At 72.4% G+C, this 24,115-nt stretch carries 31 protein-coding genes and 1 riboswitch; of the genes, 11 read left to right on the top strand and 20 right to left on the bottom strand.

All coding sequences use genetic code 11. The annotated features are described in order from the left end of the window. Nucleotides 1-114 precede the first annotated feature (114 nt). From recO to AB0C12_RS17095, 3 genes are read left to right on the top strand one after another with little or no spacing between them, the layout of a single operon-like run. On the top strand, nt 115-891 hold the full coding sequence (gene recO, locus AB0C12_RS17105; RefSeq protein ID WP_360548810.1) for a DNA repair protein RecO: 777 nt from the start codon (nt 115-117) through the stop codon (nt 889-891). Next, nucleotides 888-1,667 carry an isoprenyl transferase gene (locus tag AB0C12_RS17100; protein ID WP_360548808.1) on the top strand — a complete coding sequence of 260 codons (780 nt, stop codon included), beginning with the start codon at nt 888-890 and terminating at the stop codon, nt 1,665-1,667. Before recO ends, AB0C12_RS17100 begins: the two co-directional genes overlap by 4 nt. After that, nucleotides 1,664-2,239: a histidine phosphatase family protein gene (locus AB0C12_RS17095; protein ID WP_360548806.1), complete on the top strand. Its 576-nt coding sequence runs from the start codon at nt 1,664-1,666 to the stop codon at nt 2,237-2,239. The genes AB0C12_RS17100 and AB0C12_RS17095 overlap by 4 nt, the downstream gene beginning before the upstream one ends. A 177-nt stretch (nt 2,240-2,416) precedes the next feature. Here the strand turns inward: AB0C12_RS17095 and AB0C12_RS17090 are convergent, their stop codons facing one another. The 6 genes from AB0C12_RS17090 to AB0C12_RS17065 all read right to left on the bottom strand — a co-directional run bounded on the left by AB0C12_RS17090 (nt 2,417) and on the right by AB0C12_RS17065 (nt 7,197). Further along, nucleotides 2,417-3,091: an HAD family hydrolase gene (locus tag AB0C12_RS17090; RefSeq protein WP_360548804.1), complete on the bottom strand. Its 675-nt coding sequence runs from the start codon at nt 3,089-3,091 to the stop codon at nt 2,417-2,419. Beyond that, the gene (locus AB0C12_RS17085) at nt 3,088-3,384 is read right to left on the bottom strand and encodes an MTH1187 family thiamine-binding protein (protein ID WP_360548802.1); all 297 of its coding nucleotides are present in this window, start codon (nt 3,382-3,384) and stop codon (nt 3,088-3,090) included. The genes AB0C12_RS17090 and AB0C12_RS17085 overlap by 4 nt, the downstream gene beginning before the upstream one ends. A 215-nt stretch (nt 3,385-3,599) precedes the next feature. Then, nucleotides 3,600-4,043: a hypothetical protein gene (locus AB0C12_RS17080; protein ID WP_360548800.1), complete on the bottom strand. Its 444-nt coding sequence runs from the start codon at nt 4,041-4,043 to the stop codon at nt 3,600-3,602. A 9-nt stretch (nt 4,044-4,052) separates the two neighbouring features. After that, entirely contained in the window at nt 4,053-4,802 is a 750-nt protein-coding gene (locus AB0C12_RS17075; RefSeq protein WP_360548798.1) for a hypothetical protein, read from the bottom strand. Further along, a complete protein-coding gene (locus tag AB0C12_RS17070) occupies nt 4,795-6,534 on the bottom strand; it encodes a hypothetical protein (protein ID WP_360548796.1) in 1,740 nt (579 codons plus the stop codon). Before AB0C12_RS17070 ends, AB0C12_RS17075 begins: the two co-directional genes overlap by 8 nt. A 48-nt stretch (nt 6,535-6,582) precedes the next feature. Next, the gene (locus tag AB0C12_RS17065) at nt 6,583-7,197 is read right to left on the bottom strand and encodes a TetR/AcrR family transcriptional regulator (protein WP_360548794.1); all 615 of its coding nucleotides are present in this window, start codon (nt 7,195-7,197) and stop codon (nt 6,583-6,585) included. 77 nt (nt 7,198-7,274) lie between these two features. Here AB0C12_RS17065 and AB0C12_RS17060 point away from each other — a divergent pair, with 77 nt between their 5' ends. Both AB0C12_RS17060 and AB0C12_RS17055 read left to right on the top strand, forming a co-directional pair. After that, on the top strand, nt 7,275-7,682 hold the full coding sequence (locus tag AB0C12_RS17060) for a RidA family protein (protein WP_360548792.1): 408 nt from the start codon (nt 7,275-7,277) through the stop codon (nt 7,680-7,682). Between the two features lie 17 nt (nt 7,683-7,699). Beyond that, on the top strand, nt 7,700-8,014 hold the full coding sequence (locus tag AB0C12_RS17055; RefSeq protein WP_360548790.1) for a hypothetical protein: 315 nt from the start codon (nt 7,700-7,702) through the stop codon (nt 8,012-8,014). Nucleotide 8,015: 1 nt separating this feature from the next. Here AB0C12_RS17055 and AB0C12_RS17050 read toward each other — a convergent pair whose 3' ends face one another. The 6 genes from AB0C12_RS17050 to AB0C12_RS17025 form a co-directional block, all read right to left on the bottom strand. Next, nucleotides 8,016-8,678: a hypothetical protein gene (locus tag AB0C12_RS17050; protein WP_360548788.1), complete on the bottom strand. Its 663-nt coding sequence runs from the start codon at nt 8,676-8,678 to the stop codon at nt 8,016-8,018. Next, a complete protein-coding gene (locus tag AB0C12_RS17045; protein WP_360548786.1) occupies nt 8,678-10,396 on the bottom strand; it encodes a histidinol-phosphatase in 1,719 nt (572 codons plus the stop codon). Before AB0C12_RS17045 ends, AB0C12_RS17050 begins: the two co-directional genes overlap by 1 nt. Before the next feature lie 145 nt (nt 10,397-10,541). Next, nucleotides 10,542-11,042 carry an RDD family protein gene (locus AB0C12_RS17040; RefSeq protein ID WP_360548784.1) on the bottom strand — a complete coding sequence of 167 codons (501 nt, stop codon included), beginning with the start codon at nt 11,040-11,042 and terminating at the stop codon, nt 10,542-10,544. 145 nt (nt 11,043-11,187) lie between these two features. Beyond that, the gene (locus AB0C12_RS17035) at nt 11,188-11,991 is read right to left on the bottom strand and encodes an energy-coupling factor transporter transmembrane component T (RefSeq protein ID WP_360548782.1); all 804 of its coding nucleotides are present in this window, start codon (nt 11,989-11,991) and stop codon (nt 11,188-11,190) included. After that, nucleotides 11,988-13,385 carry an ABC transporter ATP-binding protein gene (locus AB0C12_RS17030; protein WP_360548780.1) on the bottom strand — a complete coding sequence of 466 codons (1,398 nt, stop codon included), beginning with the start codon at nt 13,383-13,385 and terminating at the stop codon, nt 11,988-11,990. Before AB0C12_RS17030 ends, AB0C12_RS17035 begins: the two co-directional genes overlap by 4 nt. Before the next feature lie 91 nt (nt 13,386-13,476). Continuing rightward, complete coding sequence (locus tag AB0C12_RS17025; protein ID WP_360548779.1) at nt 13,477-14,049, bottom strand: ECF transporter S component; 573 nt, start codon at nt 14,047-14,049, stop codon at nt 13,477-13,479. 73 nt (nt 14,050-14,122) lie between these two features. Further along, nucleotides 14,123-14,227, bottom strand: a riboswitch (TPP riboswitch). A 75-nt stretch (nt 14,228-14,302) separates the two neighbouring features. Between AB0C12_RS17025 and AB0C12_RS17020 the strand changes: the two genes are divergently transcribed. Both AB0C12_RS17020 and AB0C12_RS17015 read left to right on the top strand, forming a co-directional pair. Continuing rightward, nucleotides 14,303-15,118: an alpha/beta fold hydrolase gene (locus AB0C12_RS17020; RefSeq protein WP_360548777.1), complete on the top strand. Its 816-nt coding sequence runs from the start codon at nt 14,303-14,305 to the stop codon at nt 15,116-15,118. A gap of 47 nt (nt 15,119-15,165) precedes the next feature. After that, nucleotides 15,166-15,711: a DUF6328 family protein gene (locus tag AB0C12_RS17015; RefSeq protein ID WP_360548775.1), complete on the top strand. Its 546-nt coding sequence runs from the start codon at nt 15,166-15,168 to the stop codon at nt 15,709-15,711. Here the strand turns inward: AB0C12_RS17015 and AB0C12_RS17010 are convergent. Genes AB0C12_RS17010 through AB0C12_RS16980 form a run of 7 tightly spaced genes read right to left on the bottom strand, consistent with a single transcriptional unit; the run spans nt 15,689 to nt 19,994 of the window. Then, a complete protein-coding gene (locus tag AB0C12_RS17010) occupies nt 15,689-16,294 on the bottom strand; it encodes a hypothetical protein (RefSeq protein ID WP_360549050.1) in 606 nt (201 codons plus the stop codon). The genes AB0C12_RS17015 and AB0C12_RS17010 overlap by 23 nt on opposite strands. A gap of 30 nt (nt 16,295-16,324) precedes the next feature. After that, nucleotides 16,325-16,732, bottom strand: coding sequence for a Fur family transcriptional regulator (locus tag AB0C12_RS17005; protein ID WP_360548773.1), 408 nt, complete (start codon nt 16,730-16,732; stop codon nt 16,325-16,327). Further along, a complete protein-coding gene (locus tag AB0C12_RS17000; protein WP_360548771.1) occupies nt 16,729-17,046 on the bottom strand; it encodes a metalloregulator ArsR/SmtB family transcription factor in 318 nt (105 codons plus the stop codon). Before AB0C12_RS17000 ends, AB0C12_RS17005 begins: the two co-directional genes overlap by 4 nt. After that, nucleotides 17,043-17,933: a metal ABC transporter permease gene (locus AB0C12_RS16995; protein WP_360549048.1), complete on the bottom strand. Its 891-nt coding sequence runs from the start codon at nt 17,931-17,933 to the stop codon at nt 17,043-17,045. Before AB0C12_RS16995 ends, AB0C12_RS17000 begins: the two co-directional genes overlap by 4 nt. 46 nt (nt 17,934-17,979) lie before the next feature. After that, a complete protein-coding gene (locus AB0C12_RS16990; protein WP_360548769.1) occupies nt 17,980-18,759 on the bottom strand; it encodes a metal ABC transporter ATP-binding protein in 780 nt (259 codons plus the stop codon). Continuing rightward, nucleotides 18,756-19,682: a metal ABC transporter substrate-binding protein gene (locus tag AB0C12_RS16985; protein WP_360549046.1), complete on the bottom strand. Its 927-nt coding sequence runs from the start codon at nt 19,680-19,682 to the stop codon at nt 18,756-18,758. The genes AB0C12_RS16990 and AB0C12_RS16985 overlap by 4 nt, the downstream gene beginning before the upstream one ends. A 51-nt stretch (nt 19,683-19,733) precedes the next feature. Further along, complete coding sequence (locus tag AB0C12_RS16980) at nt 19,734-19,994, bottom strand: DUF6703 family protein (protein ID WP_360548767.1); 261 nt, start codon at nt 19,992-19,994, stop codon at nt 19,734-19,736. A gap of 35 nt (nt 19,995-20,029) precedes the next feature. On the opposite strand from AB0C12_RS16980, the gene AB0C12_RS16975 reads away from it, so the two are divergent. From AB0C12_RS16975 to AB0C12_RS16965, 3 genes are read left to right on the top strand one after another with little or no spacing between them, the layout of a single operon-like run. Further along, nucleotides 20,030-20,371, top strand: a complete 342-nt coding sequence (locus AB0C12_RS16975) for an antibiotic biosynthesis monooxygenase (RefSeq protein WP_360548765.1) — start codon at nt 20,030-20,032, stop codon at nt 20,369-20,371. A gap of 17 nt (nt 20,372-20,388) precedes the next feature. Continuing rightward, on the top strand, nt 20,389-20,886 hold the full coding sequence (locus tag AB0C12_RS16970) for a hypothetical protein (protein ID WP_360548763.1): 498 nt from the start codon (nt 20,389-20,391) through the stop codon (nt 20,884-20,886). A 59-nt stretch (nt 20,887-20,945) separates the two neighbouring features. Further along, nucleotides 20,946-22,325, top strand: coding sequence for a glycine--tRNA ligase (locus AB0C12_RS16965; protein WP_360548761.1), 1,380 nt, complete (start codon nt 20,946-20,948; stop codon nt 22,323-22,325). Nucleotides 22,326-22,447: 122 nt separating this feature from the next. Here the strand turns inward: AB0C12_RS16965 and AB0C12_RS16960 are convergent, their stop codons facing one another. After that, complete coding sequence (locus AB0C12_RS16960) at nt 22,448-22,930, bottom strand: XdhC family protein (protein ID WP_360548759.1); 483 nt, start codon at nt 22,928-22,930, stop codon at nt 22,448-22,450. 41 nt (nt 22,931-22,971) lie between these two features. On the opposite strand from AB0C12_RS16960, the gene dusB reads away from it, so the two are divergent. Next, nucleotides 22,972-24,114 (top strand): tRNA dihydrouridine synthase DusB, encoded by a 1,143-nt coding sequence (gene dusB, locus AB0C12_RS16955; protein ID WP_360548757.1) that lies wholly within the window; start codon nt 22,972-22,974, stop codon nt 24,112-24,114. Nucleotide 24,115: the final 1 nt, after the last annotated feature.

Genomic DNA, 24,115 nt, shown 5'->3' with positions numbered 1-24,115 from the left:
TGACGCTAGGCGGCGCCGGCACCCGGGCACCATCAGTCCTCCCACTGAGGCGGCCCCGAGAAGACCCTGAGATCCGGGTCAGGGTCTGTCGTACCCAGGAGGCAGAATGACCCCGTGCCCGCCGGATACCGACGCCATCTCTACCGCGACGACGCGGTGGTCCTGCGCGTGCAGAAGCTGGGCGAGAGCGACCGGATCATCACCCTGCTGACCCGCCGGCACGGCCGGCTGCGCGCGGTCGCCCGCGGGGTGCGCCGCACCAGCTCCAAGTTCGGCGCCCGGCTGGAGCCGTTCGGCCACATCGACCTGCAGCTCGCCGGCTCGCCCGAGGGCGTCGGCAGCAGCCTGCACTCGGTCAGCCAGGTCGAGGCCCTGATGCTGTACGGAAAGAAGTTCCTCACCGACTACCCCCGCTACACCGCGGCCAGCGCCATCGCCGAGACCGCCGAGCGGCTCTCCCCGGTCGAGCGCGAGCCGGCCCTGCGGCTGTTCCAGCTCACCCTCGGCGCGTTCAAGGCCCTGGCGGCGGGCGAGCACGCCAGCAGCCTGGTCCTGGACGCCTATCTGCTGCGGGGCATGTCCTTCGCCGGCTGGGCGCCCGCCCTGGGGGAGTGCGCGGTCTGCGGCAGCCCGGGGCAGCACGGCGCCTTCTCGGTGCCGGCCGGCGGCGCGGTCTGCCCCGACTGCCGGCCGCCCGGCGCGGCCCATCCGGCCCCGGCGACGGTCGCCCTGATGCAGGCCCTGACCAGCGGTGACTGGCAGCTCGCCGACGCCACCGAGCCACCCGTACGCCGTGAGTGCAGCGGGCTGGTGGCAGCACACCTGCAGTGGCACATGGAGCGCAACCTGCGCGCGCTGCCACTGGTCGACCGACGGGAGAGCACTTCGTGACACGTCCGCCCACACCGCACAGCTCCGGCGCCCGGCCGCCCGCCCTGCCCGCGGCGGCGGTGCCGAAGCACGTGGCGGTGGTCATGGACGGCAACGGCCGCTGGGCCAAGGAGCGCGGCCTGTCCCGCACCAAGGGTCACGAGCAGGGCGAGTATTCGCTCTTCGACACCATCGAGGGCGCGATCGAGCTCGGCATCCCGTACCTGTCGGCGTACGCCTTCTCCACGGAGAACTGGAAGCGCTCACCGGAAGAGGTCCGCTTCCTGATGGGCTTCAACCGCGACGTCATCCGGCGCCGCCGCGACCAGCTCGTGGAGCTGGGGGTGCGGGTGGTGTGGTCCGGGCGGCCGGGCCGGCTGTGGAAGAGCGTGATCTCCGAGCTGCAGACCGCGGAGGAGATGTCCAAGGACAACAAGACCCTCACCCTGCAGTTCTGCGTCAACTACGGCGGCCACGCGGAGATCGCGGACGCGGCGGCGGCGATCGCCCGGGACGTGGCGGCGGGCCGGCTCAAGGCCGACAAGGTCACCGAGAAGACCCTGCGGAAATACCTGTACCACCCGGAGATCCCGGACGTGGACATGTTCCTGCGCCCGTCCGGCGAGGAACGCACGTCGAACTTCCTGCTCTGGCAGTCGGCGTACGCGGAGCTGGTCTTCCTGGACACCCTCTGGCCGGACTTCGACCGCCGCCACCTGTGGTACGCCTGCGAGCTCTACGCCCAGCGCGACCGTCGCTTCGGCGGTGCCATCCCCAACCCCGTCGCCCCGCAGTGAGCCACCGCTTCCTCTACCTGGCCCGCCACGGCGAAGCCGAGAGCGAGGAGGCCGGCCTCACCGATCGCGGCCGCCGCCAGGCCGAGCTGCTGGGTGCCCGCCTGGCCGGCGTGCCGTTCGCCTCGGTCACGCACAGCCCGCTGCCCCGCGCGGTCGAGACGGCCGCCGCCTGGCCGCGGGGGCAACCCTCGGAGGTCGTCGGCGACTACCCGCCGTGGGTGCCGGCGGACGTGCCGGCCCCGTACGCGATGCTGACCGAGGGCTGGAGCGCGGCCGAGCTGCGCGATGGGCCGAAGCTGGCCGAGCAGGCGCTGGCGCGGTTCGCGGTGCCGGCCGAGCAGGAGACGTACGAGCTGGTGATCACGCACAGCTTCCTGATCGCGTGGTTCGTGCGGGACGCGCTGGGAGCGCCGCCGGAGCGGTGGATGGGCCTGAACACGGCCAACGCGGCGCTGACGGTGATCCGTTACAGCGACGACCGGCCGCCGGCGTTGATGCTGCACAACGACATGGCGCACCTGCCGCCGGAGCTGCGCTGGACCGGCTTCCCGCCGCACCTGCGGGTGCGATAGCGCCGGGCCGCGCCTACGCCTTGCGCCGGCCGCAGGCGCCGCTTCTTGCGCGCCGGCCGGTTGCGTCGGCCGGTCGTGTCGCTCGATCGCGTCGGCCGGTTGCGGCGGCCCGTTGCGTCGGCCGATCGCGTCGGCCGATCGCGTCGGCCGATCGTTTCGGTCCGCGCGCGGGGTGCGTCAAGCGGTGATGACCGCGACTGCGGCGTCCACGTCGGACAGGTCGGGCAGCACGGCGTGGGCGCCGGCCAGCACCAGCTCGGCCATGCTGGTGGAGCCGGTCGCGACCCCCACGGCGAGCGCGTCGTTGGCCAGCGCCGCCGACACGTCGTTGGCCGTGTCGCCGATGACCACCGGCCGGAAGCGTTCGCCGTATTTCGCCTCGGCCCGTTCCAGGCAGCGCCGCACCAGCGTCGCCCGGACGCTGTCGTCGGTGCCGTAACCGCCGATCTCCGCGTCGAAGGCCCCGGTCAGCGCGAACGCCGCGATCTTCGCCGCGGCGACCTGCGGCACGTTGCCCGTGACCAGCGTCTGCACCACGTCGGGCCGGCTGCCCAGCTCGTCGAGCACGGCCCGTACCCCGGGCATCAGCGCGCCCTGCTCGGCGAACTCGTGCCGCGAGACGTGCACCTGCTCGACGTAGCGGGCGAAGAACCGTTCCGGCGTGCAGTCGGTGACCCCGTGCGTGGCGAAGACCTCGGCGCAGATGTCCAGGTCGGTGCGCCCGCCGAAGTTCGGCGTGGCCCGCCACGCCACCCCGGTGAGCTCGGTGAACGCGGCCTTCCAGGCCCGCGCGGCCACCCCGCCGCCGCGCAGCAGCGTGTAGTCGATGTCCCACATGATCAGGCGCTTCACTGCTCGGCCAGCCGCCGCTCGATGTGCTCGACCTTGCCGTGCAACGCGTCGGCGACCCCGGGCCTGATGTCGGCCTTGAGAGACACGGTCACCCGCGGAGCGTGCGCGGCGACGGCGTCGACGGCCTGCTTGATGACGGCCATGACCTCGTCCCACTCGCCCTCGACGGTGGTGAACATGGCATCGGTGCGGTTGGGCAGCCCGGAGGCCCGGACCACGCGTACGGCCTCGGCGACCAGATCACCGACGGAATCACCCACGCCGAGCGGCGTGACAGAGAAGGCAACCAGCATGGTCCCAATCTAGATCAGGCTCAACGGCGCGGGCTGTTCAGCGGAAGCTGGGCGTCTCGAGGTCCGCTCAGCTCAGGATCGTCTCCCTGGATGAGGAAGACGTCGGGAGCGATGCGTCCACGCCGCTTCCGTGGCCACGTCGTGGCGCGTGTCCATCGGATGCCCTGCAGGCGGATGGACGTCCGCAGCTTCGGCGATTTCGGTTCGCCGATGCGCTACCGGTAGGACGGACCCGGTGCCTCGTTGATGTCCGAGACGAGCCCGGTGTGCGTGGTCGGGTAGGCGACCGCCCCGGCGGTGAGTTCGTGGATCACGCCGTCGAGGAGGTCGAATGCCTTCGCGTACGCGGCCTGCGCCGCGGGCAGGTGCCAGGGCAGAGCAACATAGGCCGTCCCCACCGTCAGCCTGCGCAGCCCGGACCCCGCAACTGGTGGCGCGCTCGGCCCGTCCGGAAACCCGGCCTCCTCCAGGGCACCCCGCAACGCCTCCAACGCCGCCGGCTCGACCCGGCCCGTCCAACCCCGGGTGGCGAGGGGCCCCGGGAAGTGGTGGCGCAGCGACACCCGGCCGTCCGGCTCGATGCTCAACTCGCTGCGGCCCCAGGGGTCGCCGGGGTCGCTCTCGTTGCCGACGCTGTAGACGTACCCGCGAGTCGCCATGGGCTGAGCCTAAGCCTCGACCCAGCGGCTGCTCAGCGCCGCGATGCCCATGCTGAGGGCGGCTGCCGCCGCGACGAATGCCGTCACGCCGGCCGTTGTCTCCCCGGTTCGCAGTGCCCACACGCCCAGACCCGCGAGAGCGCCCGCGTCGCCGATCGCCGCCACGCCGAAGAGGGCGTAGTCGCGCCCGAAGGCGAGAACGCCGACGACGAGGGCCAGCCCGCCGCCCACGATCGCCGTGATTCCCGCCGCGCTGTGCGCGCCCAGGATCGCCAGGCCTCCGACGAGGGCGGCGGCACCCCAGCCCAGCACAGCCGCGGCCAGCAGCAGGGAGTCGGCCCGCAGCATGGCGACCCCGCAAACGAGGACCGCCACCCCGATGCCGGCGATCGACACACCGGCCAGCACCGCACCGTCCTGCCCGGCTGCGACACCGCCCCGCAGCAGCGCCACTCCGATGGCCAGAGCCGCGACGCCGGGTAACAGCCCGCCGGCGTCGGTCCGGAAGGCCAGCCGGCCCACTGCGGCGATGATCAGTACGGCGGCAGCGACCCCCGCCGGGATCTGCCACGCCGGGTGCAGCGCCGCTGCCGCCGCCACCACGGCCGGAGCGACCAGGGCCGGGACGACGCGGCCGATCGCGGCCACCAGCAGGACAACCGTCAACCACCGGTACGGGACGGCCGCGCCGGACAGGTTCACGAGCTGGTTCCCGGCAGCGGCCCCGAGCAGGTACGGCAGCCACCTCCGCCTACCCATGACGTCCACCGGTCACGTCGACGGCGTCCCAGGTCTGCTCCCGGGAGTCGGCACCGCGGCGGGTCAGCGTGATCCGTACCTCCGCCCGGACCTCGGCCCCGCTCTCCGCGCACGCGCCGATCAGCGTGCCGGCGAAGCCGTCCTCGGACTCCGCTGTCCGGTCGTCGTCGTGATAGAGCCACTGCACCGGGCCCTCGGTGCGCACCGGCGTGCCGCATCCCGGACATCGCGCCTGGAGGACGGCCGACAACGGCAACCAGCCGGACCGCATCGGGTACGGCCGGCGCAGCTCCAGCGCCGGGGACGGGCTCTGATGGTGCGTGCCCACCCGCAGCGCGTCTGGGCCGTGCATGAGCATCGGGCTCAGTGGGCCGGGCGGCAGCGGATCGATGCCGGCGCGGATCTGCCGGGCCGTGCAGAGCTGCGCCAGCCGGGTCAGCTCGACCGCCCGGCTCACCCCGGCGTCCGGCCCGAGACGCACCCAGCCGGGAGCCGGGTCGCGGCGGGCGGCCTCCTCGGCGGCTCGCACTCCGGCTGCCATGACCTGGCGGACATCACCGGAGGCGGCGGCGCGCAGGCAGTCCGCGACCACGCCGGTGCCGGGCCGGTCCAGGTCGGTCACCCACTGATCGGCCGTGTCGCCCTCCGGCGCGTCGAGCCACGCCCGGAGAGCGGCCGACGAATCCCGGGCCTGCTCCAGCGCGGTCAACGCCCAGCGCAGGACCTCGCGGAGCAGCCGGGCCTGCTGCGCGGCGGTCAGGCCGTCCACCGGATCGGTCACGGGAATCGGCGCCGGATCCGCTTGCAGCGCTTTGGCCAGCTGCCCGCGCAGCCACCCGTACGGCGTGTGCCGGTGCAGATGCTCCAGCAGGCCGCGCAGCTCGGGCACGTACGTGAGCAGCCGCTCGTAGGCGACCAGCTCGGCCAGCCACCGCTCGTCGGGATGGACCAGGATCCGCGAGGCGATCGCCGCCGCCACCCCCGGATCGTCCGTGCGCGTCAACGCGTCCGCGACCGACCGCTGCACGTACCCGCCGTCGGCCAGGTAGGCCACCAGCGCGGGCCGGGTGGCCTCGGCGTGCCGGCGGTGGATCAGCCCGGGCAGGAACGCTTCGCGGACCTCCGGCACGGTCTCGGCGCACGCGGCGGTCACGTACATCTCGCTCTGCGTCGCGTACCGGAGGCTTTTCGCCGCCGCGCGTCGCACCAGCGGGACCGGATCGGTCAGCAGTTGTTCCAGCTCGGCCAGGGTGACCCCCTTCGCGCCCTCGATCGCCTCGATGCGCAGCTCCGGTGCCGGGTCGGCGAGGAAACGCAGGGTGAGTTCACGCGTACGGTGCAGCGACAGCACAGCCTTGAGCCCGCGCATCCGCAGCCGGGCCTCGTCGCTCGCGGCCAGTTCCTCCCGCACCGGTTCGTAGCGGGGGCCGAGGTGATACAGCAGTCTGCCGATGCTGTCGTCGTCCTCCTTCAGGTCGAACGCCACCTCGCGGACGCGCCCGTCCAGGCCGTCCTCGCGGTTGAGGATCTGCTTGAGCGCGTGGGCCGCGGTGCTGCCGACCTCCCGGTACGCCTCCACCATGCCCCCGGCGGTCTGCACCTCGCCCGGATCGTGCAGCGCCATGTCCAGCAGGGTGCCGATCAGCTCGGCGCCGCCCTCCCGGGCCGCCCGCTCGGCTGCCCGCAACCGGACCATGTCCTCGGGACTGCGCAGGTCGTCGTGCAGCGACATGGCAGCAATCTAGCGGCTGCCGGCGCGGCCGCGACTCCCCTCAACGTGTCAGCCGGCCACGGCCTTCCAGCCGCGCCGCACCGAGCGGCGGCATCGCTCCGGCTCGTCGCCGGTGCCGACGAACAGAGCGGTCAACATGGGTATGCCGTGAGCGAGCGTCTCGCGCGGCAGGGGACCGGGAGTGACCAGGGAGACCAGGCCGTGGCCGATCACCCAGCTCTGGATCGCCAGGTCCAACGGCACGGTCGCGGGCCGGAAACGGCCGGCCTCTCGGCCCCGGCCGGCCGCCTGGACCAGGTATTCCAGCGTCTGGTCGGCCGCCTCGGCGTCCTCCAGCTCGTAGGTCGCATCGAACATGACCCGGTACAGGTCCGGATGGTCCAGCGCGTTGCCGAGGTACGCCGCGACCAGCGCGGTCAGGTCCTGTACCGGGTCGGCGGACATGGTGACCGCGGCCAGCCGGTCCGCCAGCCGGGTGAAGCCCTCCTGCCGCAGCGCCTTCCACATGCCGTCCATGCCGCCGAACCAGGTGTAGACCGCCATGGTGGAAACCCCGGTCCCGGCCACCAGGGAGCGCAGGGTGATCGGCTCGCGGGTGCGCAGCATGTGCCCGGCGCGTTCGAGGAGCAGGGTGCGGACCGCCGGATCCTTCGTCCTCGCCATGGCCTCAGGATACATAGCATTGCACTGCTATAGTTTCGGCAGTCGAGCCCACCGGCTCCCCGAGACATGGAGGCAGCATGGCCGTCACACTGGTGAACCCCGAAGGACTGCCCAAGGTCGACATCTACCGGCAGGTGTCGATCGGCACCGGGTCGAGGATGGTGTTCATCGCCGGGCAGATCGCCCGCGACGCCGACGGGGGCCACGTGGGCGAGGGAGACTTCGCCGCTCAGGTCGAGCAGTGCTACCTCAACATCGGCACGGCGCTGGCCGAGGTCGGCGGCACCTTCGACGACGTGGTCAAGCTGACCGTCTACCTCGTCGACTGGACGCCCGACAAGATGCCGCTGTTCGTCGAGGGCGTCGCCCGGGCCGCCGCGAAGCTGGGCGTCACCCCGATGGCGCCGCTCACCGGGATCGGCGTCGCCGCGCTGGCCGAGCCGGACGTGCTGGTCGAGGTCGAGGCGACCGCGATCCTCGGCTGAGGTGGGACCATGGCGGCATGCCCCGCGATGTGCTGGACCTGATCGACCACGTGCTCCGTGACGTCTCGCTGAGCGACGACGCGATGCGCTGGGCGCCGGACAGCGTTCCCGACCTGCGGCTGCTGATCCACCGGGAGTGGCCGGCCCGGCGCCAGGCGACATGGCGCTGGTGGTGCGAGACGTGCCGGCAGCCGCTGCCGCAGCCGCACTGGTGGATCGACGGCGTGCCCGCCGGCGGGGTCGTGCTCAGCAGCGGCATGCGCGCCTTCCACCACACGATCGACCCGCGGACGCCGCGGCACGCGCTTGTCGAGCGGGCGTCGCGCAGCTGAGTCAGTGGGCCGCGCAGCAGGGGGTCGGATGCCGGGTCTCGAACGGCACCAGCCGCCCGCCGGCCGCCGGGCTGGTGAGCAGGGTCAGCCGACCCGCCTGCCACTGTGGACGGACGAAGCCACCCGTGTCGATCAGATCGGCCGGGTCGGCCGCGCCACCGCCGAGGACCTCGACCTGCTCGATCGCGCTGCGGGCGAGCACGTCAGCCACGCTCAACGTGCCGACCAGCAGCTCAACCCCGGGATAGAGCACCGCCCGGCCCGAGCTGCGCGCCACATACGCAGCAACAGCCTCCGGGCACGAGGCCACGAGGCCGGCAGGCAAAGCCCCGCCACCACCGGCCGCGCCGCCAGCGGAGGCGGGCGCGGTGCCGGCGGAGGCGGGCGCGGTGCCGGCGGAGGCGGGCGCGGTGCCGGCGGAGGTAAGCGCGGCATCGAGACCGGCCGGCGCGGTGTCGGCGAAGACGAGGGTCAGCGCCACGTGCGGGCGCGGTGAGCGCACGAGGTGGGTGAAGGCCAGCACCGGCGCCGGGGACAAAGACGCCAGCCAGTGCTCGGCAGCGACCGTGTCGGGATGCCCCAGGCTGACCCCGCGCACCGGCAGGTCAGCCAGAGCCGGGGCGGCCGCCGCCGGGGTGGCGGCGGCCGCGGTCCGGTCGGTCATCACCGGGGCAGGACCCAGATCGGGTTGGTGTAGAACCACAGGTCGCCCCACGGGTCGGCGTCGCCGAGCACGTCGAGCTTCGGGCCCGCCGGGTCCACCTCGGCGCCCATCAGGCCCGGTTGGGTGCGCTTGCCGTCCGTGCCGCGCAGCCGCAGGTAGAACGGCTTGTCCAGGCGGCCCAGCCGGTACGTCACCGACAGCGTGCGGGCACCCGGCGTCACCTCGTACGACTTGACGACCCTGGTGTCCGGAGCGGTGAAGGTGTCCCGGGCGGCAACCGGGCCGGTCACCGAGCCGACGATCACGTCCACCCGGGACAGCACCGGGACGAACTGCGCCCAGTTCGGCCCGTCCTGGAGGTCGATCTCCAGGGTCAGCTCGGTGGCTGTGCCCCGCTTGACGTGCAGGACACCGCCCAGCGGCGTACCGGTGGCGGCCCGGCGGTCGCCCGCCACCCGGACCCGCGCGTCCAGGCTCTTGATCAGGCGGCCGTGGTCGACCCACACCCGCCCGGCCCGCAGGCCGTCCATGACGGCCCGGTAGGAGAACGACGTCGAGCCGACGTTGGTGCGGCCGTAGAAGCCGGGCCAGAAGTCGCCGGCGGTGGTGTTCACCTTGCCGGTGTACACCGGGTCGTTGTAGCGGCCGTTGGCCTCGAAGTCGCTGTCCGGGCCGCGGTCGGACTGGTCCAGGTAGTTGACGTGGCTGTCCGAGTTGACCGTCACCCACCAGGCCCGGCCCTCGGCCAGCAGGCTGTCCCAGAGCCCGCCGACGGTGGCGGTCATCCAGTCGAAGCCGCCCCAGGTCCGGTAGGTCTCCGGCGGGTAGCCCTGGTACGACGCGGCCGACGGGTTGTTGTCGTAGAGGCCGCGCGCGCCGCCGCGGCCGTTCGGGGCCGGGATGCCGGCGGCCTGGTGGCCGGGGGCGCCCTCCATGCCGATGGCGACGGTCGGGTCGGCGTCACGCCAGTTGCGGATCTCGTGCGGTGAGTCGATGCCGCGCCGCGACGGGTGATTGGCCAGGAACAGCGCACCCTCGACCTTGCGGGCCCGGACCTGCTCACCGAGGAATCTGATGCCGGCGATCGCGGCGGCCTCGTTCTGCTCGGTGGTGTTGGTGGCCGGCAGTTGCGACCCGTCGAAGGTCTGCTCGAACTGCTTGAGCACGCCGACCTCGTTGCGGCCCGGGTGCACGAAGACCGTGGCGTGCTCGGCGGCCGGGATGTTCCACTCCAGACCCTGGAAGGTCAGCAGGTCGGGGAGTTCCTCGCGGGTCTTGCGGATGTCCGGGTTGACCTTCTCCACGCCGATCTTGGCGTGCGCGTTGCTGCCGTGGTCGGTGATGACGACCCAGTCGAGGCCGAACGCGCGGCCGTGCCCGGCCTGGTCGATGACCCGGTACTGGCCGTCGGAGCTGTGCTGGGTATGGATGTGGTGGTCACCCGCGAGCCAGCGGAACCCGCCCTTGGCGGTGCCGCCGCCGGCCGGGCCGTGCGAGTGTGGCAGCCCGGCGGCCGCGGCGGCCGACGGCGTGGCGAGCACCGACGCGGCCGCGCCGGCCCCGAGCAGGCCGGCGCTGCGCAGAAAACCGCGGCGGGAGACGTCCGCGGGCGACAGCTCGCTGTCCGGGACGCTCAGATCAAGGGCCGGGGGTACGTCGGCAGCACCGCCGGCGTCGTGTGAGTGGTCGTGATCGTGGTGGTGATGGCCGTGACCCATGTCCCATGGCTCCCGAAGATCGACAAGGATGACCTGGCCAATCTCGCGGCCGCACCGCAACGCCGGATGGCGCCGGGGTGACCGGTGCGCGAACACGGGAGGGTTTCATGCGCAGCCGCGCATCAAAAGGCGCGGGTGGGACGAGCTACCGGTGCCGGACGATGGAGCCCGCCATCATGTCGTGCAGCGTGCGCGCGTCCGCCCGGAAGACCATGAGGGCGTCCGCGATGCCGAAGAGGCCGAGCGTGAGCATGTTGGGGATCCAGAACAGCAGCCCCTCGATGAGGAACTCGCGCAGGAACATCCGGCCCCAGCCGAACGCCTCGCCCGTGGTGGCGTCGGCGACCACGTGACCCAGCAGCTGCTTGCCGGGGGTCTGCCCGTCGCTCCAGGTGATCATCGACCAGATCAGCCAGCCGATCCCGAAGGTCACCACCATCAGCAGGACGTCCAGGACCGCCGCCCCGAGCCGGCCGCCGGCGCTGACCGTCGCGGACGCGGGCCGGGGCCAGGCCACGGCCGGTCCGGGCGCATAGACGGCCGGAGCGTGCTGGACCGGGGGAGCGTAGGGCTGCACGGCCCGGCCGGGTGGCGGGTAGTGGGTCGCGGCCGGTGCGTGCGGAGCCCGGAGATACGGATCGGTCATGGGTCCACAGCACCCTTCATCGACTACACAGCGTGGCGCCCGTGACGCTACGCGGCATCATCGCGCGGGAACAGTCAGTGGTCACCCGGCTGCGGTAGGTCACCCGGGCGGACTCGGCTACCGTGGCGGCGGCGCGTCCCGACGTTCAGCCGATGATCGGCCGGAACAGTCCGACCAGGACGCTGGTGGTCAGGGCGGCGGCGGACACCAGCATCGCGCCGGCCATCAGGGCGGCGTCGGCCCGGCCGAAGGTCTGCCGGCGGGCGTACGTCCTGGGCGTGCCCGCGTCGAAGCCCCGCGCGTCCATCGCCACCGCCAGCCGCCCGCCCCGCCGCAGGGCCCCCACCAGCAGCGCGAACGCCGTCGAGACGAACAGCCGCAGCTTGGCCACGGGGTTGCGCCCGGCGTCGATGCCGCGCGCCCGGCGGGCCAGGCTCAGCATCTGCCACTCCTCGCCCAGCAGCGGCACCAGCCGGAACGCGGCCAGCGCGCCGATCGCGAACCGGGCCGGCGCCCGTACGTTCTGCACCAGGGCGTCGGCGAGGTCGGTGGGGTCGGTGGTGGCGAACACGATGATGCCCGGCAGGGCGATCGCGAAGACCCGCAACACCATGCCCAGCGCGGTGACCAGCACCCCGGTGGTCACCGCGAACGGCCCGAGCGTGGCCACGGTGGCCCCGGTGCGCTCGGCCGCGAACAGCACCAAGGTGATCACGATGCCGCCGGCGGCGAGCACCAGCGGCCAGGCCCGCCGGAACAGGGTGCCGTAGCGCATCCCGAACAGCGGCAGCACCGCCAGCTCGACGGCCAGGGCGATGGTCGGGGTCAGTGGGTCCAGGGTGGCGATCAGCGGGGCGCTGAACAGCAGGGCGGCGGCGAGCTTGGCGACCGGGTTGCGCCGGGCGAGCGGTGCGGTGCTGGCCTCGAAGGTCGGCAGGGTGAGCGTCATACGGCCCGTTCCAGGCGGTGGACGGAGCCGGCCAGGGCCGCCACGAAGTCGTCGTCGTGGGTGACCGCGACGATGCCGTGGCCGTTGTCGCGCAGCCGGGCCAGCAGGTCGACCAGCTCGATCCAGGTGCGCCGGTCCTGGCCGAACGTGGGCTCATCCAGCACCAGCAGCCGCGGCGCGGTGGCCAGGGCCGTCGCGACGCTCAGCCGCCGGGCCTCCCCACCGGAGAGCGTGTACGGGTTCGCGCCCGCCAGCTTCTCCAACCGCAGCCGTTGCAGCAGGTCGTCGACGACCCGGCCGACCTCGGCCGCCGGGCGCCCGATCCGGCGCGGGCCCAGCGCCAGCTCGTCGGCGACCCGGTGGGTGACGAACTGGTGTTCCGGGTCCTGGAAGACCGAGCCGATCCTCGTGGTCAGCTCGGCGGCCCGCCACCGGTGCGGCGCCCCGCCCGGTACGGCGTCGATCGTGCCCGACGTGGGCTTCAGCAGCCCGCCGAGCAGCAACGCCAGGGTGGACTTGCCGGCGCCGTTGGGGCCGGTCACCGCCAGCACCTCGCCCTCGTGGACGGTCAGCCTGGTGGGCGCGAGGCGGTTGCGCAGGGTGACGGCTTCGGCGCGTACCAGCGGGGCACCCGGACCGGAGACGGCCCGGCGGGGGGCGACCGGGTGACCCGGCACCCAGACCCCCTCCTCCGCCAGCCGGTCGCCGTGCGCGGCGAACACCTCGTCCGGCGGGCCGTCGGCGCGGACCCCGCCGCCCGGTTCCAGCACGATCACCCGGTCGACGAGCGGGAGCGCCTCCGCGACCCGGTGCTCGACGATGATCAGCGTGGTGTCGTCGCCCAGCGCGCGGGCGACCGCGGCCCGGATCAGCGCCGCCCCGGCCGGGTCGAGGTTGGCGGTCGGCTCGTCGAGCAGCAGCAGGCCCGGGCGCAGCGCGAGGGTGCCGGCCAGCGCCAGCCGTTGCTGCTCACCGCCGGACAACGCCGCGGTCGGCCGGTCCCGGCCGTAGCCGAAGCCGACCCGGTCCAGCGCCTCGTCGACGCGCGGCCAGATCTCGCCGGCCGGTACGCCCCGGTTCTCCAGCCCGAAAGCCACGTCGTCGCCGCTGCGGGACATGACCAGCTGGGTCTGCGGGTCCTGGAAGACGATGCCGACCCGCTCGCGGGCCTTGCGCGGGTCCAGCCCGTCGATCTCGACCGTGCCCTCGGACTCGCCGGAGTCCTCGGGCAGCAGCCCGGCCAGCGCGGCCAGCAGCGTGGACTTGCCGGCTCCGGACGGCCCGAGCAGCAGCACCCGCTCGCCGTGGGCGACACGCAGGTCGACCCCGCGCACCGCCCACGCCCTACGACCGGCGTGCCGCCACCCGAACCCCCGAAGGACCAGCTCACCCATGGCTATGCCCCCTTTGTCATGCCCTCATGGCCCTCGCGGTCCCGGCCGTCGTCTGCCGCCGGCCGGCGACGCTCGGTGCAATCGGTCATGACTAGACGGCGGCGCGTTCGCGGCCGGAGGCGAAGCGGTCCAGCACGCCGGTCTGGGCCAGCGCCCGGACCAGCAGGATGCTGCCCAGACCGGCCACCAGGACGGCGCTGACCGCGGTGATCGCGATGTACGGCAGCCGCAACGTCGCCCACGACGTCCCGCCGTACCAGACGAAAGCGTCGTAGACGGACGCGGCGATCCCCGCTGCGGCCGCCGCCAGCGCCGCTACCGGCAGGTTCCACACCCGGTACGCGAACGCGGCGAAGACCAGCTCGGCCGCGGCCGCCTCGATCGGTCCCTGCAGCACCAGCGTCCAGCCCCAGCTGGTGCCGAGCGCGACGGACACCAGGGCGGCCAGGGTCAGCGTGTAGAACGCGGCGCCCGGCTTGCGGATGACCAGGGCGCCCAGGACGGCCGGCACCAGCCAGACGCCGTACAGGATGGCCCGGCCGGGCAGCGGGATGGCGTCCGCCGGGCCGTTCCAGAGCAGGCCCCAGGCCCAGAAGATGACCCCGAACGCGACCGCGATGATCGAGGCGATGACGATGTCGATGGTGCGCCAACGGTGCTGCATGTGATGTGCCTCCCAGCTCGTACCGGGAGGAGACGCGACGCCGTGGCCGGGGACGTCTCCCGGACACGGCGCGGCTGGAGAATGACCGAGCTCCCTGCGCTGGCATTACCCAGATCAGGTTCGAGGGTCTGCGGTGTCACCCGCACTCTCAGCGCTGTGCGCTCCCCTGTCGGATTGCATGTTCGTCGTGGTGCTTGTGTTTCGATGAACGCTAACACCGTACGGCTGTACGGGACAGCGTAGGAGGCGTCACATGCAGATCAAGGCCAGAGGTCTCACCTTCGACGTGTACGAGGGCGGCCCGGCCGACGGTGCACCGGTGCTCCTCCTGCACGGTTTCCCGCAGGACCATCGCGAGTTCGACCTGATCCTGCCCCGGCTGCACGCGGCCGGGCTGCGCACGTACGCCCTCGATCAGCGCGGCTATTCACCCGGCGCGCGCCCCGCCGCGGTCGCCGATTACCGCCTCGACCAGCCGACCGCCGACGCGGTCGCGGTCCTGGACGAGCTCGGGATCGGTGCAGCGCACGTCATCGGCCACGACTGGGGTGCGCAGGTGGGCTGGCTGCTCGCCGACCGGCACCCCGACCGGGTCAGCACCCTGACCGCGGTGTCGGTGCCGCACCCGCGCGGGCTCGGTATCGCCCTGCACAACCAGCCGTCGCAGAAGCTGCGCTTCGCCTACATGGGGGTGTTCCGGTCGCGGGCCGCGGAGCGGCTGCTGCTCGGGGCCGGCGGTACGGCACTGCGTCAGATGATGCGCCCGATCGGGGCCCGGGCCGGCCTCTACGCCACGGCCATGCGCGAGCCGGGCCGGCTCACCGGCGCGCTGAACTGGTACCGCGCCCTGTCCAGCGGGCAGCTCGCCAAGGTCGGCAAGGTCACCGTGCCGACCACGTACGTGTGGAGTGACGGCGATCCGGTCGTCGGCAAACCGGCCGCGCTGGCCACCGCGACCTGGGTGGCGGCCGACTACCGGATGGTGACGTTGCGCGGCATCGGCCACTGGATCCCGGAGGAGGCGCCGCGCGCGCTGGCGGACGTGGCGCTGGCCCGCATCGGAGTTTGACGCCGTTCACGTTCGGGCAACCATCCGTCCACCGAGAAGGAGGTTCGATGGCCGCCGAGAAGCGACGGAGCAAGCACGAGACCGAGAAGCAGCGGTGGGACCGTAACTTCGCCGACCTGCTGCAGGAGCTGCGCGTGGCCCAGACGGGCGTGCAGATCCTCTTCGCGTTCCTGCTGACTCTGCCCTTCAGCAACGGCTTCCCGAAGACGACGGACTTCCAGAAGGACACCTACATCGTCGCGCTGCTGGCCGCCGCGGCCGCCACCGCGATGATCATCTCGCCGGTGGCGTTCCACCGGGCGCTGTTCCGCCAGGGCCGCAAGCCCGAGCTGGTCCGCTACGCGCACAAGATGGCCACCGGTGGCCTGGCGTTCATGCTGATCTCGATGGTCAGCAGCGTGCTGCTGATCACCGACTACCTGACCAACATCTGGGTCGCGCTGATCCTGACCGGCATCGCCGCGCTGTTCTTCCTGACCTTCTGGGCCGCCGTCCCGTGGACCCGCCGCAACTGGGTCGACGATGACGACGAGGAGGACGACGAGGAGTTCGCCGAGGACGCGGCCGAGCCTAGCGAGGCTTCGCGGGCTTGAGCCCGAGGTCCTTGAGCTCGAGTGCGGCCAGCGCCTGCACCGCGGCGGCGTCGCCGTTGCGCCAGGACTGGGCGATGTCCGGGCCGAGCTTGGCCAGCTCGTTCAGCGGCCGGCTGGCCAGGGCCCGCAACGCCAGCAGGTCCTGACCGGCCGGCTCGGTGCGCACCTGGGCGGCCACCGCGGCCCGGCGCATCCAGCGCAGCCGCTTCGGCAGCCACAGGAAGAGCACCAGCGCCAGCGGGACCGCGACGATCAGCAACGCCATCGTCAGCGCCAGATTGTCGACGACCTCCCGCTGCTGGCGGCCGGCCTCGGCGATCGACTTCGCGGCGTCGGCGGCACTGTTGAACGGCGCGGTGAGGTCGTCGCCGACCAGCGGCACCCGGCCCACCTTGCCGCCGATATCGCCGAGGTTGCCGGCGATCCCGGTGCCCGCCTCCTGCAGTTTCTGGCCCGGCACACCGAGTTTCTCGACCATGTCGTTGACCCAGAGACCGGCCCGGATCCAGGCGTAGACCCAGAACACGACCAGGAGATCGGTCAGCAGCTGGCGGACGGCGGTGGGCAGCCGGTCGGCGTACATCTTCACGCGCGACAGCGTCCCACGCGCGGGCTAGGAACGCTTCGCCGCGCAGTCCGGGCAGGTACCGAAGATTTCCATGGTGTGCGAGACGTCGACGAAGCCGTGCCGGCCGGCGACCTTGTCCGCCCAGGTCTCCACCGCCGGGCCCTCCACCTCGACGGCCCGCCCACAGGACCGGCAGACCAGATGGTGGTGGTGGCCCTGGCTGCACCGGCGGTAGAGGTGCTCGCCGCCGGGCGGGCGCATCACGTCGATCTCGCCGGCGTCGGCCAGACCCTGCAGCGTGCGGTAGACCGTGGTCAGGCCGACCCGTTCACCCCGCTCACGCAGGATGGCGTGCAGCTCCTGGGCGCTGTTGAAGCCCTCGGCATCGGCGAGAACGGCGCTGACCGCACTGCGCTGCTTGGTGTTCCGGACAACAACGCTGTCCTCGGTCATGAGCCCTCCCTCGCATGGCTGACGGCATCGGCGACGATGTGAGCGACGTGTTCGTCCACGAGTGAGTATGCGATCTCGCGGCCCCGCCGTGCACCCCGCACCACGCCGGCGCCCCGCAACACCCGTAGGTGCTGCGAGACCAGCGGCTGCGGCGCGCCCAGCTTCTCCACCAGCTCGTGCACGCAGCGTTCGCCGGCGCCGAGCTCCGCGACGATCGCCACCCGGATCGGCGCCGACAGCGCGCGCAGCAGCTCACCGGCCGCCTCGTACGCCTCGTAGCCGCTCGTCGGCACAGGTGCCACGTTACTGCTCATCGGGCCTCCGCCTGCAGCACGACCTCGGGTGGTTCCAGCTGGGCCGTGGCGTGCGGCCGGCCCGGGGCCGACCGGCGGCGCAACACCCGCCAGGTCCCGGCGCCGACGGTCACGGCGACAAAAGCGGCGATGGCCAGGATGACGATCGTGGCGCCCGGCGCGGTGTCCACCTCGCCGGCCAGCCAGACCCCGGCGGCGGCCGAGCCCACCCCGATCACCATGGCCGCGGCCATCGTGCTGCGGAACCCGCGGGTGACCTGCTGGGCCGCCGCGACCGGCACCACCATCAGCGCGCTGACCAGCAACAGGCCGACGGTGCGCATGGCGATCGTGACGGTCACCGCGGTGGTCACGGCCATCAGCAGATTGAGCGTACGCACGGGCAGCCCGGACACCCGGGCGTACTCCTCGTCGTTGCAGACCGCGAACAGCGCCTGGCGCAGCCCCAGCATCGCCACCAGCACCGCGACGCCGAGAACCGCGATGACGATCAGGTCCTGCCGCGACGTGGTGGTCAGCGAGCCGAAGAGGAACTGCATCAGGTTGGCGTTGCTGCTGTCCTCGGAGAGCCCGACCAGCACCACCCCGCCCGCGATGCCGCCGTAGAAGAGCAGGGCCAGGGCCAGATCACCGGAGGTACGGCCCCGCTCGCGGACCAGCTCCACCCCGATCGCCCCGATGACCGAGACGACCACCGCGGTGAGCACGGGGGACTGGTTCAGCAGCAGGCCGACGCCGACGCCGGTGAGCGCGACGTGCCCGATGCCGTCACCGATGAGCGACAGCCGCCGCTGCACCAGATAGATGCCCAGCGCGGGGGCGATCAGGCCGATGATCAGCGCACCCAGCAGAGCGCGGATCATGAAGTCGTACGAGAAAAGGTCGATAGGTCTTCAGTCCCCTCAAGGGCGGCGGGCGGGGCGGTCGGACGGGTCAGTTCGCCGGCATCCGGTCGGTGGGGGCCACGCAGATCCGGGCCCGTTCGGCCTCGGCGTGCGGGTGGACGTGGTCGTGGCCGGGCTCGGCGTGGTGGCCGGCCGGCTCGGGCACCGCACCCTCGTACGCGATCCGTCCGTGGTGCACCACGACGGCCTTGTCGATGAGCGGCTCGATCGGCCCGAGCTCGTGCGCGACCAGCAGGATGGTCCCGCCCGCCTCGGCGAAGCGGCGCAGCGCCGCGGCGAAGGCGTCCTGGCTGGCCGCGTCGACGCCGGCCGTGGGCTCGTCGAGGATCAGCAGGTCCGGCCGTCCGGCCAGGGCCCGCGCGATCAGGGTGCGTTGCTGCTGGCCGCCGGAGAGGGTGCTGACCGGGTCGGCGATCCGGTCCAGCAGGCCGACGTCGGTCAGCGCGGCCCGGACCGCCTCGCGGTCGGCGGCCCCGGACGGCCGGAAGATGCCCCGGCGGGCCAGCCGTCCCGACGCCACGACCTCGCCGACGGTCGCGGGCACGCCGCTGCCGGCCCCCATCCGCTGCGGGACGTAGCCGATCCGGGCCCACTGCCGGAACCGGCGCTGCGGGGTGCCGAACAGGGTGACCGTCCCGGCCTCCAGCGGCACCAGACCGAGGATGGTGCGGATCAGGGTGGACTTGCCGGAGCCGTTGGCGCCCAGGATCGCGACGACCTGGCCGGGCTGCACGTCCAGGTCGATGTCCTGCAGCACGGCCCGGCCGCCGTAGGAGACGGCGGCGTGCGAGACGGTGACGACGCTCATGACGTACATCCCAGGGCGGTGGTCAGGGCGGTCAGGTTGCTGCGCATGACGGAGAAGTAGTCCGTATCCGGCTCGGTGAGCCCTTCGAGGGGATCGAGGACGGCGGTCCGCGCGCCGACCTCCCGGGCGATGGTCTCGGCGACCTTCGGGCTCACCAGGGTCTCGAAGAAGATCGTGGTGGTGCCGGTGGCCCTGGCCTGCTCGGCCACCTCGGCGAGGCGCTGCGGCGACGGCTCGGACTCGGGTGAGATGCCGGTGATACCGATCTCGGTGAGCCCGTAGCGGTCGGCGAGGTAGTGGAACGCGGTGTGGCTGGTGACGACCTCACGGCGGGCACAGCTCTTCAGGGCGGTCGCGTATTCCGCGTCCAGCGCGGTCAGCTCGCGGTGCAGCGTGGCCGCCCGCTCGGTGTAGCCCGCCGCCCGGGCCGGGTCGACCTGGCCCAGGCGCTGCGCGAGCTTGTCGGCGATCGCGGCGAAGCGCACCGGATCCAGCCAGACGTGCGGGTCGGTCGAGCCCTCGGCGTGCTCGGGCTCACCCGGGACGTGCTCCTCCTCGTGCTCGGCGGCGGGTAGCAGCTCCACCGCGGTGCCCACGTCGAGGGACTTGTCCTTGGCTTCCTGCGCGACGGCCTCATCGACGGCCGGCTGGAAGCCCTTGAGGTAGACGACGAGTCCGGCGTCGCTGATCGCGGCGACCTGGCGGGTGTTGAGCTCGACGTCGTGCGGCTCGGCGCCCGGCTTGGTCAGCTGGCTGACCGCGACCGCGTCGGCGCCGATCCGCTCACTGAGGAACTGCAGCGGGTAGAAGGCGGTCACCACGTCCAGCCGCCCGTCGGTGCCGAAGCCGCTCGCCTTGTCGGCGCAGCCCGCGCCGGCGGCCACCAGCAGAGCGGCGGCGGTGGCGAGCAGGCGGCGGCGCATCATGCCACCTACTGTGCGCCGTATTGGTAATGATTGTCAAAAGCGCATGTGTCAGATGACCTTGGCGACGACGGCGGCGAACAGCAGCACCAGCATCGTCACCCGTACGGCGCGCACCGGCCCGGACTGCACCGGCCAGGTCGTGAAGGTCAGCGCCACCAGGGCCGCGCCCAGCAGGAACAGCAGCGCGGCGCCGATGATCCCGGGCAGGAACAGCCCGGCCAGCAGCACGGCCAGGGCCGCCAGGAAGGCCGTCGTCGGGTTGACCCGGGCCAGCCGGCGCAGCAGGTTGTCGGACGGAGGTGGTGTCACGTCGGCCGTACTCCTTCGGTGCGTAGGCTCAGCCCATGCTGGTGCTCAACCGCTTCATCGTCCCGGGCGACACGCAGGACTCGTTCACCGAACGGGCGCACGCCGCCCTCGCCGCCCTCGCGGAACGGCCCGGTTATCTCTCCGGCCGGCTCACCCGCGCACTGGACGACCCCGCCTACTGGACCCTGGTCACCGAATGGGAGTCCGTGGGAGCCTACCGGCGCGCCCTCGGCGGCTTCGACGTGAAGGTGTACGCCACCCCGCTGTTGTCCGAGTCGCTGGACGAGCCGTCGGCCTTCGAGACCCTCGCCTCGGCCGAGCCCGGAGCCGCGGTCGTGGTCGTGGCCAGCGACCGGGCCACCGAGCCCTGGCGCTGAGCCGTACGCTTGATCCCATGACCCTTCTCGGGCAGCAGCCGCCACCGCCGCCGCAGGGCCCGGGTGTGTTCCCGCCCTTCCCCGCCCCGCCCGTCGAGGGCCGGGGCCGGCGCGTCGGCGTGGCGCTCGGCCTGGGCGCGGGCGTGCTCGTGCTCGTCTGCGGCGCCGGCGTGGCCGCCGCCGTCGGCCTGACCCGGGTGATGAGCAGCGCGCTCAACGAGCAGGCCGACGTGGTCGTGGGCGACTACCTCGAGGCGCTGCGCGACCGCGAATGGTCGCAGGCCTACGACCAGCTCTGTCCGCAGGCCAAGGAGCAGGAGACCGAGGCCCAGTTCACCAGCCGGGTCTCCACCGGGGAGCCGATCACCGCCTGGGACGTCGGCAACGTCGAGCTGGTCCAGCTCTCCGCGCCGGTGACGGTCACCTACTCCGACGGCGACCGCGCCGACCTGCGCGCCTACCTCGGGCAGAACCGGCAGACGGGCGGCTTCGAGGTGTGCCGCGTCGAGGAGTAATCTCCTCATTTTGTCCGATCCCGACGTCCCCGCCGACAACCAGCCGGCGTAGGAGGAACATGCCCGCCGATCGTATCGACGCCGTCGTCAGCCTGGCCAAGCGCCGGGGATTCGTCTTCCCCTCCAGCGAGATCTACGGAGGCACCCGCTCGGCGTGGGACTACGGTCCGCTCGGTGTCGCGCTGAAGGAGAACGTCCGCCAGCAGTGGTGGAAGACGATGGTCCAGCAGCGCGACGACATCGTCGGCCTCGACTCCGCCGTCATCCTGGCCCGCGACGTGTGGGCCGCCTCGGGCCACCTGGAAGCGTTCGTCGACCCGCTGACCGAGTGCCAGTCGTGCCACAAGCGGTTCCGCGCCGACCACCTCGAGGAGGCGTACGAGCACAAGCACGGCACGCCGCCGTCCTCGCTGCAGGAGCTCAACTGCCCCAACTGCGGCAACAAGGGCACCTTCACCGAGCCGAAGATGTTCAACGGCCTGATGAAGACATACCTGGGCCCGACCGAGAGCGCCGAGGGCCTGCACTACCTGCGCCCGGAGACCGCCCAGGGCATCTTCGTCAACTACAACAACGTGGCCACCGCCGCCCGCAAGAAGCCGCCGTTCGGCATCGCGCAGGTCGGCAAGTCGTTCCGCAACGAGATCACCCCGGGCAACTTCATCTTCCGGACCCGCGAGTTCGAGCAGATGGAGATGGAGTTCTTCGTCCCGCCGGGCTCCGACGAGGAATGGCACGAGTACTGGCTGCAGCAGCGCTGGAACTGGTACCGCGATCTGGGCCTGTCCGAGAGCAACCTGCGCTTCTTCGAGCACCCGAAGGAGAAGCTCTCGCACTACTCCAAGCGCACGGTCGACATCGAGTACCGCTTCCAGTTCGGCGGCACCGACTTCGCCGAGCTCGAGGGCATCGCCAACCGTACGGACTTCGACCTGACCACCCACTCCAAGCACTCCGGGGTGGACCTGAGCTTCTTCGACCAGGAGAAGCAGGAGCGCTGGGTGCCGTACGTGATCGAGCCCGCGGCCGGCCTGACCCGCGCGGTGCTGGCCTTCCTGCTCGAGGCGTACGACGAGGACGAGGCCCCGAACACCAAGGGCGGCGTCGACAAGCGCACGGTCATGCGCTTCGACCCGCGGCTCGCGCCGATCAAGGTCGCGGTGCTGCCGCTGTCACGCAACCCGGAGCTGTCGCCCAAGGCCCGTGGCCTGGCCGACCTGCTGCGCAAGCGCTGGATGGTCGAGTTCGACGACTCCCAGGCGATCGGCCGCCGCTACCGCCGCCAGGACGAGATCGGCACGCCGTTCTGCGTCACGGTCGACTTCGACACCCTCACCGACGACGCGGTGACGGTCCGCGACCGCGACACGATGAAGCAGGAGCGGGTCGCCCTGGACCAGATCGAGCGATACCTGATCGAGCGCCTCCCCGGCTGTTGATCTCCGCACCGCCCAGCCCCGCTCCCGCCCGTCGGGGGCGGGGCTTCTGCCGTTACGGGGTCAGCAACGCTGAGCGAGTCGGTCCTCGTGCCCGGCACCCACGAGGCGTTGCGGGCCAAGAGCTAGAAGACGAAACCGCCCGGTCGGTCGTTGCGGTCGGCGATCAGGCCGGCCAGGGCGGCCACGGCGATCTCGGCCGGGGTGCGGCTGCCGATGTTCAACCCGATCGGGCGGTGCACCCGGGCGATGTCCTCGTCGCCGGCGCCCAGCTCCCTGAGCGCGGCGATGTGCGGGCCCTCGTGCTTGGGGTTGCCCATGATGCCCACCCAGCGCACCTCGCCGGCCAGCACCTCCTTGAGCACGGCGCCGATCTCCGGCCGGTGGTGGTCGGTCAGCACCACGTCGGTGTGCTGGTCGATGCCGGCCCCGGCCAGGTCGGCCACGTACGTGTCGCCGTGCGGCCGGGGCGGGCCGAGCAGCCGGGTCGGATCCGGCTCGACCAGGATCGACTGGAACCCCAGCTCGACGCCGAACCGCAGCAGCACCTCGGCGACCGGCGAGGAGAAGACGGCAACCAGCCGCCGGGGACTCTGTTCCGCATCCACGTTTTGACTCTGCCAGATGCTGGTGTGCCATGCTCGACGGCGTGACTCTCGCTCTTTCCGCCGCTCCGCTGACTCTGGGCAAGCACCAGGTGTGGCCGCCCGTTGTGCTCGCGCCGATGGCCGGCATCACCAATGTCGCGTTCCGCAAGCTCTGCCGCGAGCAGGGCGGCGGCGTCTACGTCTGCGAGATGATCACCACCCGGGCCCTGGTCGAGCGGATCCCCAAGACGCTCAAGATGATCGCCTTCGGCCCGGACGAGGACTTCCGCAGCCTGCAGCTCTACGGCGTGGACCCGGACGTGACCGCCGCGGCCGTGCGGATGGTCGCCGAGGAGGGCCTGGCCGACCACATCGACCTCAACTTCGGCTGCCCGGTGCCCAAGGTCACCCGCCGCGGCGGCGGCAGCGCCCTGCCCTGGCGGCGCAAGCTGTTCGGCCGGCTGGTCAAGCAGGCGGTCGACGCGGCGGCCCCGGCGGGCATCCCGCTGACGATCAAGATGCGCAAGGGCATCGACGAGGACCACCTGACCTACGTCGAGGCCGGGCTGATCGCGCAGGAGGCCGGGGTCGCGGCGGTCGCGCTGCACGCCCGTACGGCGGAGCAGCGCTACTCGGGCACCGCCGACTGGGACGCGATCGCCACCCTCAAGCAGGCCCTGGACGTGCCGGTGCTGGGCAACGGCGACATCTGGGAGGCCTCGGACGCGATCCGGATGGTCGAGCAGACCGGCGTCGACGGCGTGGTCGTGGGGCGCGGCTGCCTGGGCCGGCCGTGGCTGTTCAAGGACCTCCAGGCGGCGTTCAACGGTGCGGTGTCCCAGGAGCTGCCGAAGCTGGGCGAGGTCGCCGCGATCATGTCCCGGCACGCGCACCTGCTGGTCGAGGCCCTGGAGGACGAGCGGCACGGCTGCGCGGACTTCCGCAAGCACGTGGCCTGGTATCTGAAGGGCTTCCCGGTCGGCGGGGAGCTGCGCCGCTCGCTGGCGATGGTCAAGTCGCTGGCGGAGCTCGACGACCTGCTGGCCCAGCTCGACCACGAGGAGCCGTTCCCCCGGGAGTCGCTGGGCCAGCCCCGCGGCCGCATCAACGCCCCGGGCAAGGTCTCGCTGCCGTACGGCTGGCTGGACAGCCGCGACGACGACACCGTCCCGGAGGGCGCCGAGATGGAGAACAGCGGCGGCTGAC

Origin of the sequence: Actinoplanes sp. NPDC048967, assembly GCF_040649415.1 — a bacterium.
GTDB lineage: Bacteria > Actinomycetota > Actinomycetes > Mycobacteriales > Micromonosporaceae > Actinoplanes.
The sequence above is the reverse complement of the archived record's forward strand: the minus strand, read 5'-3'. Positions and strand labels throughout refer to the sequence as shown.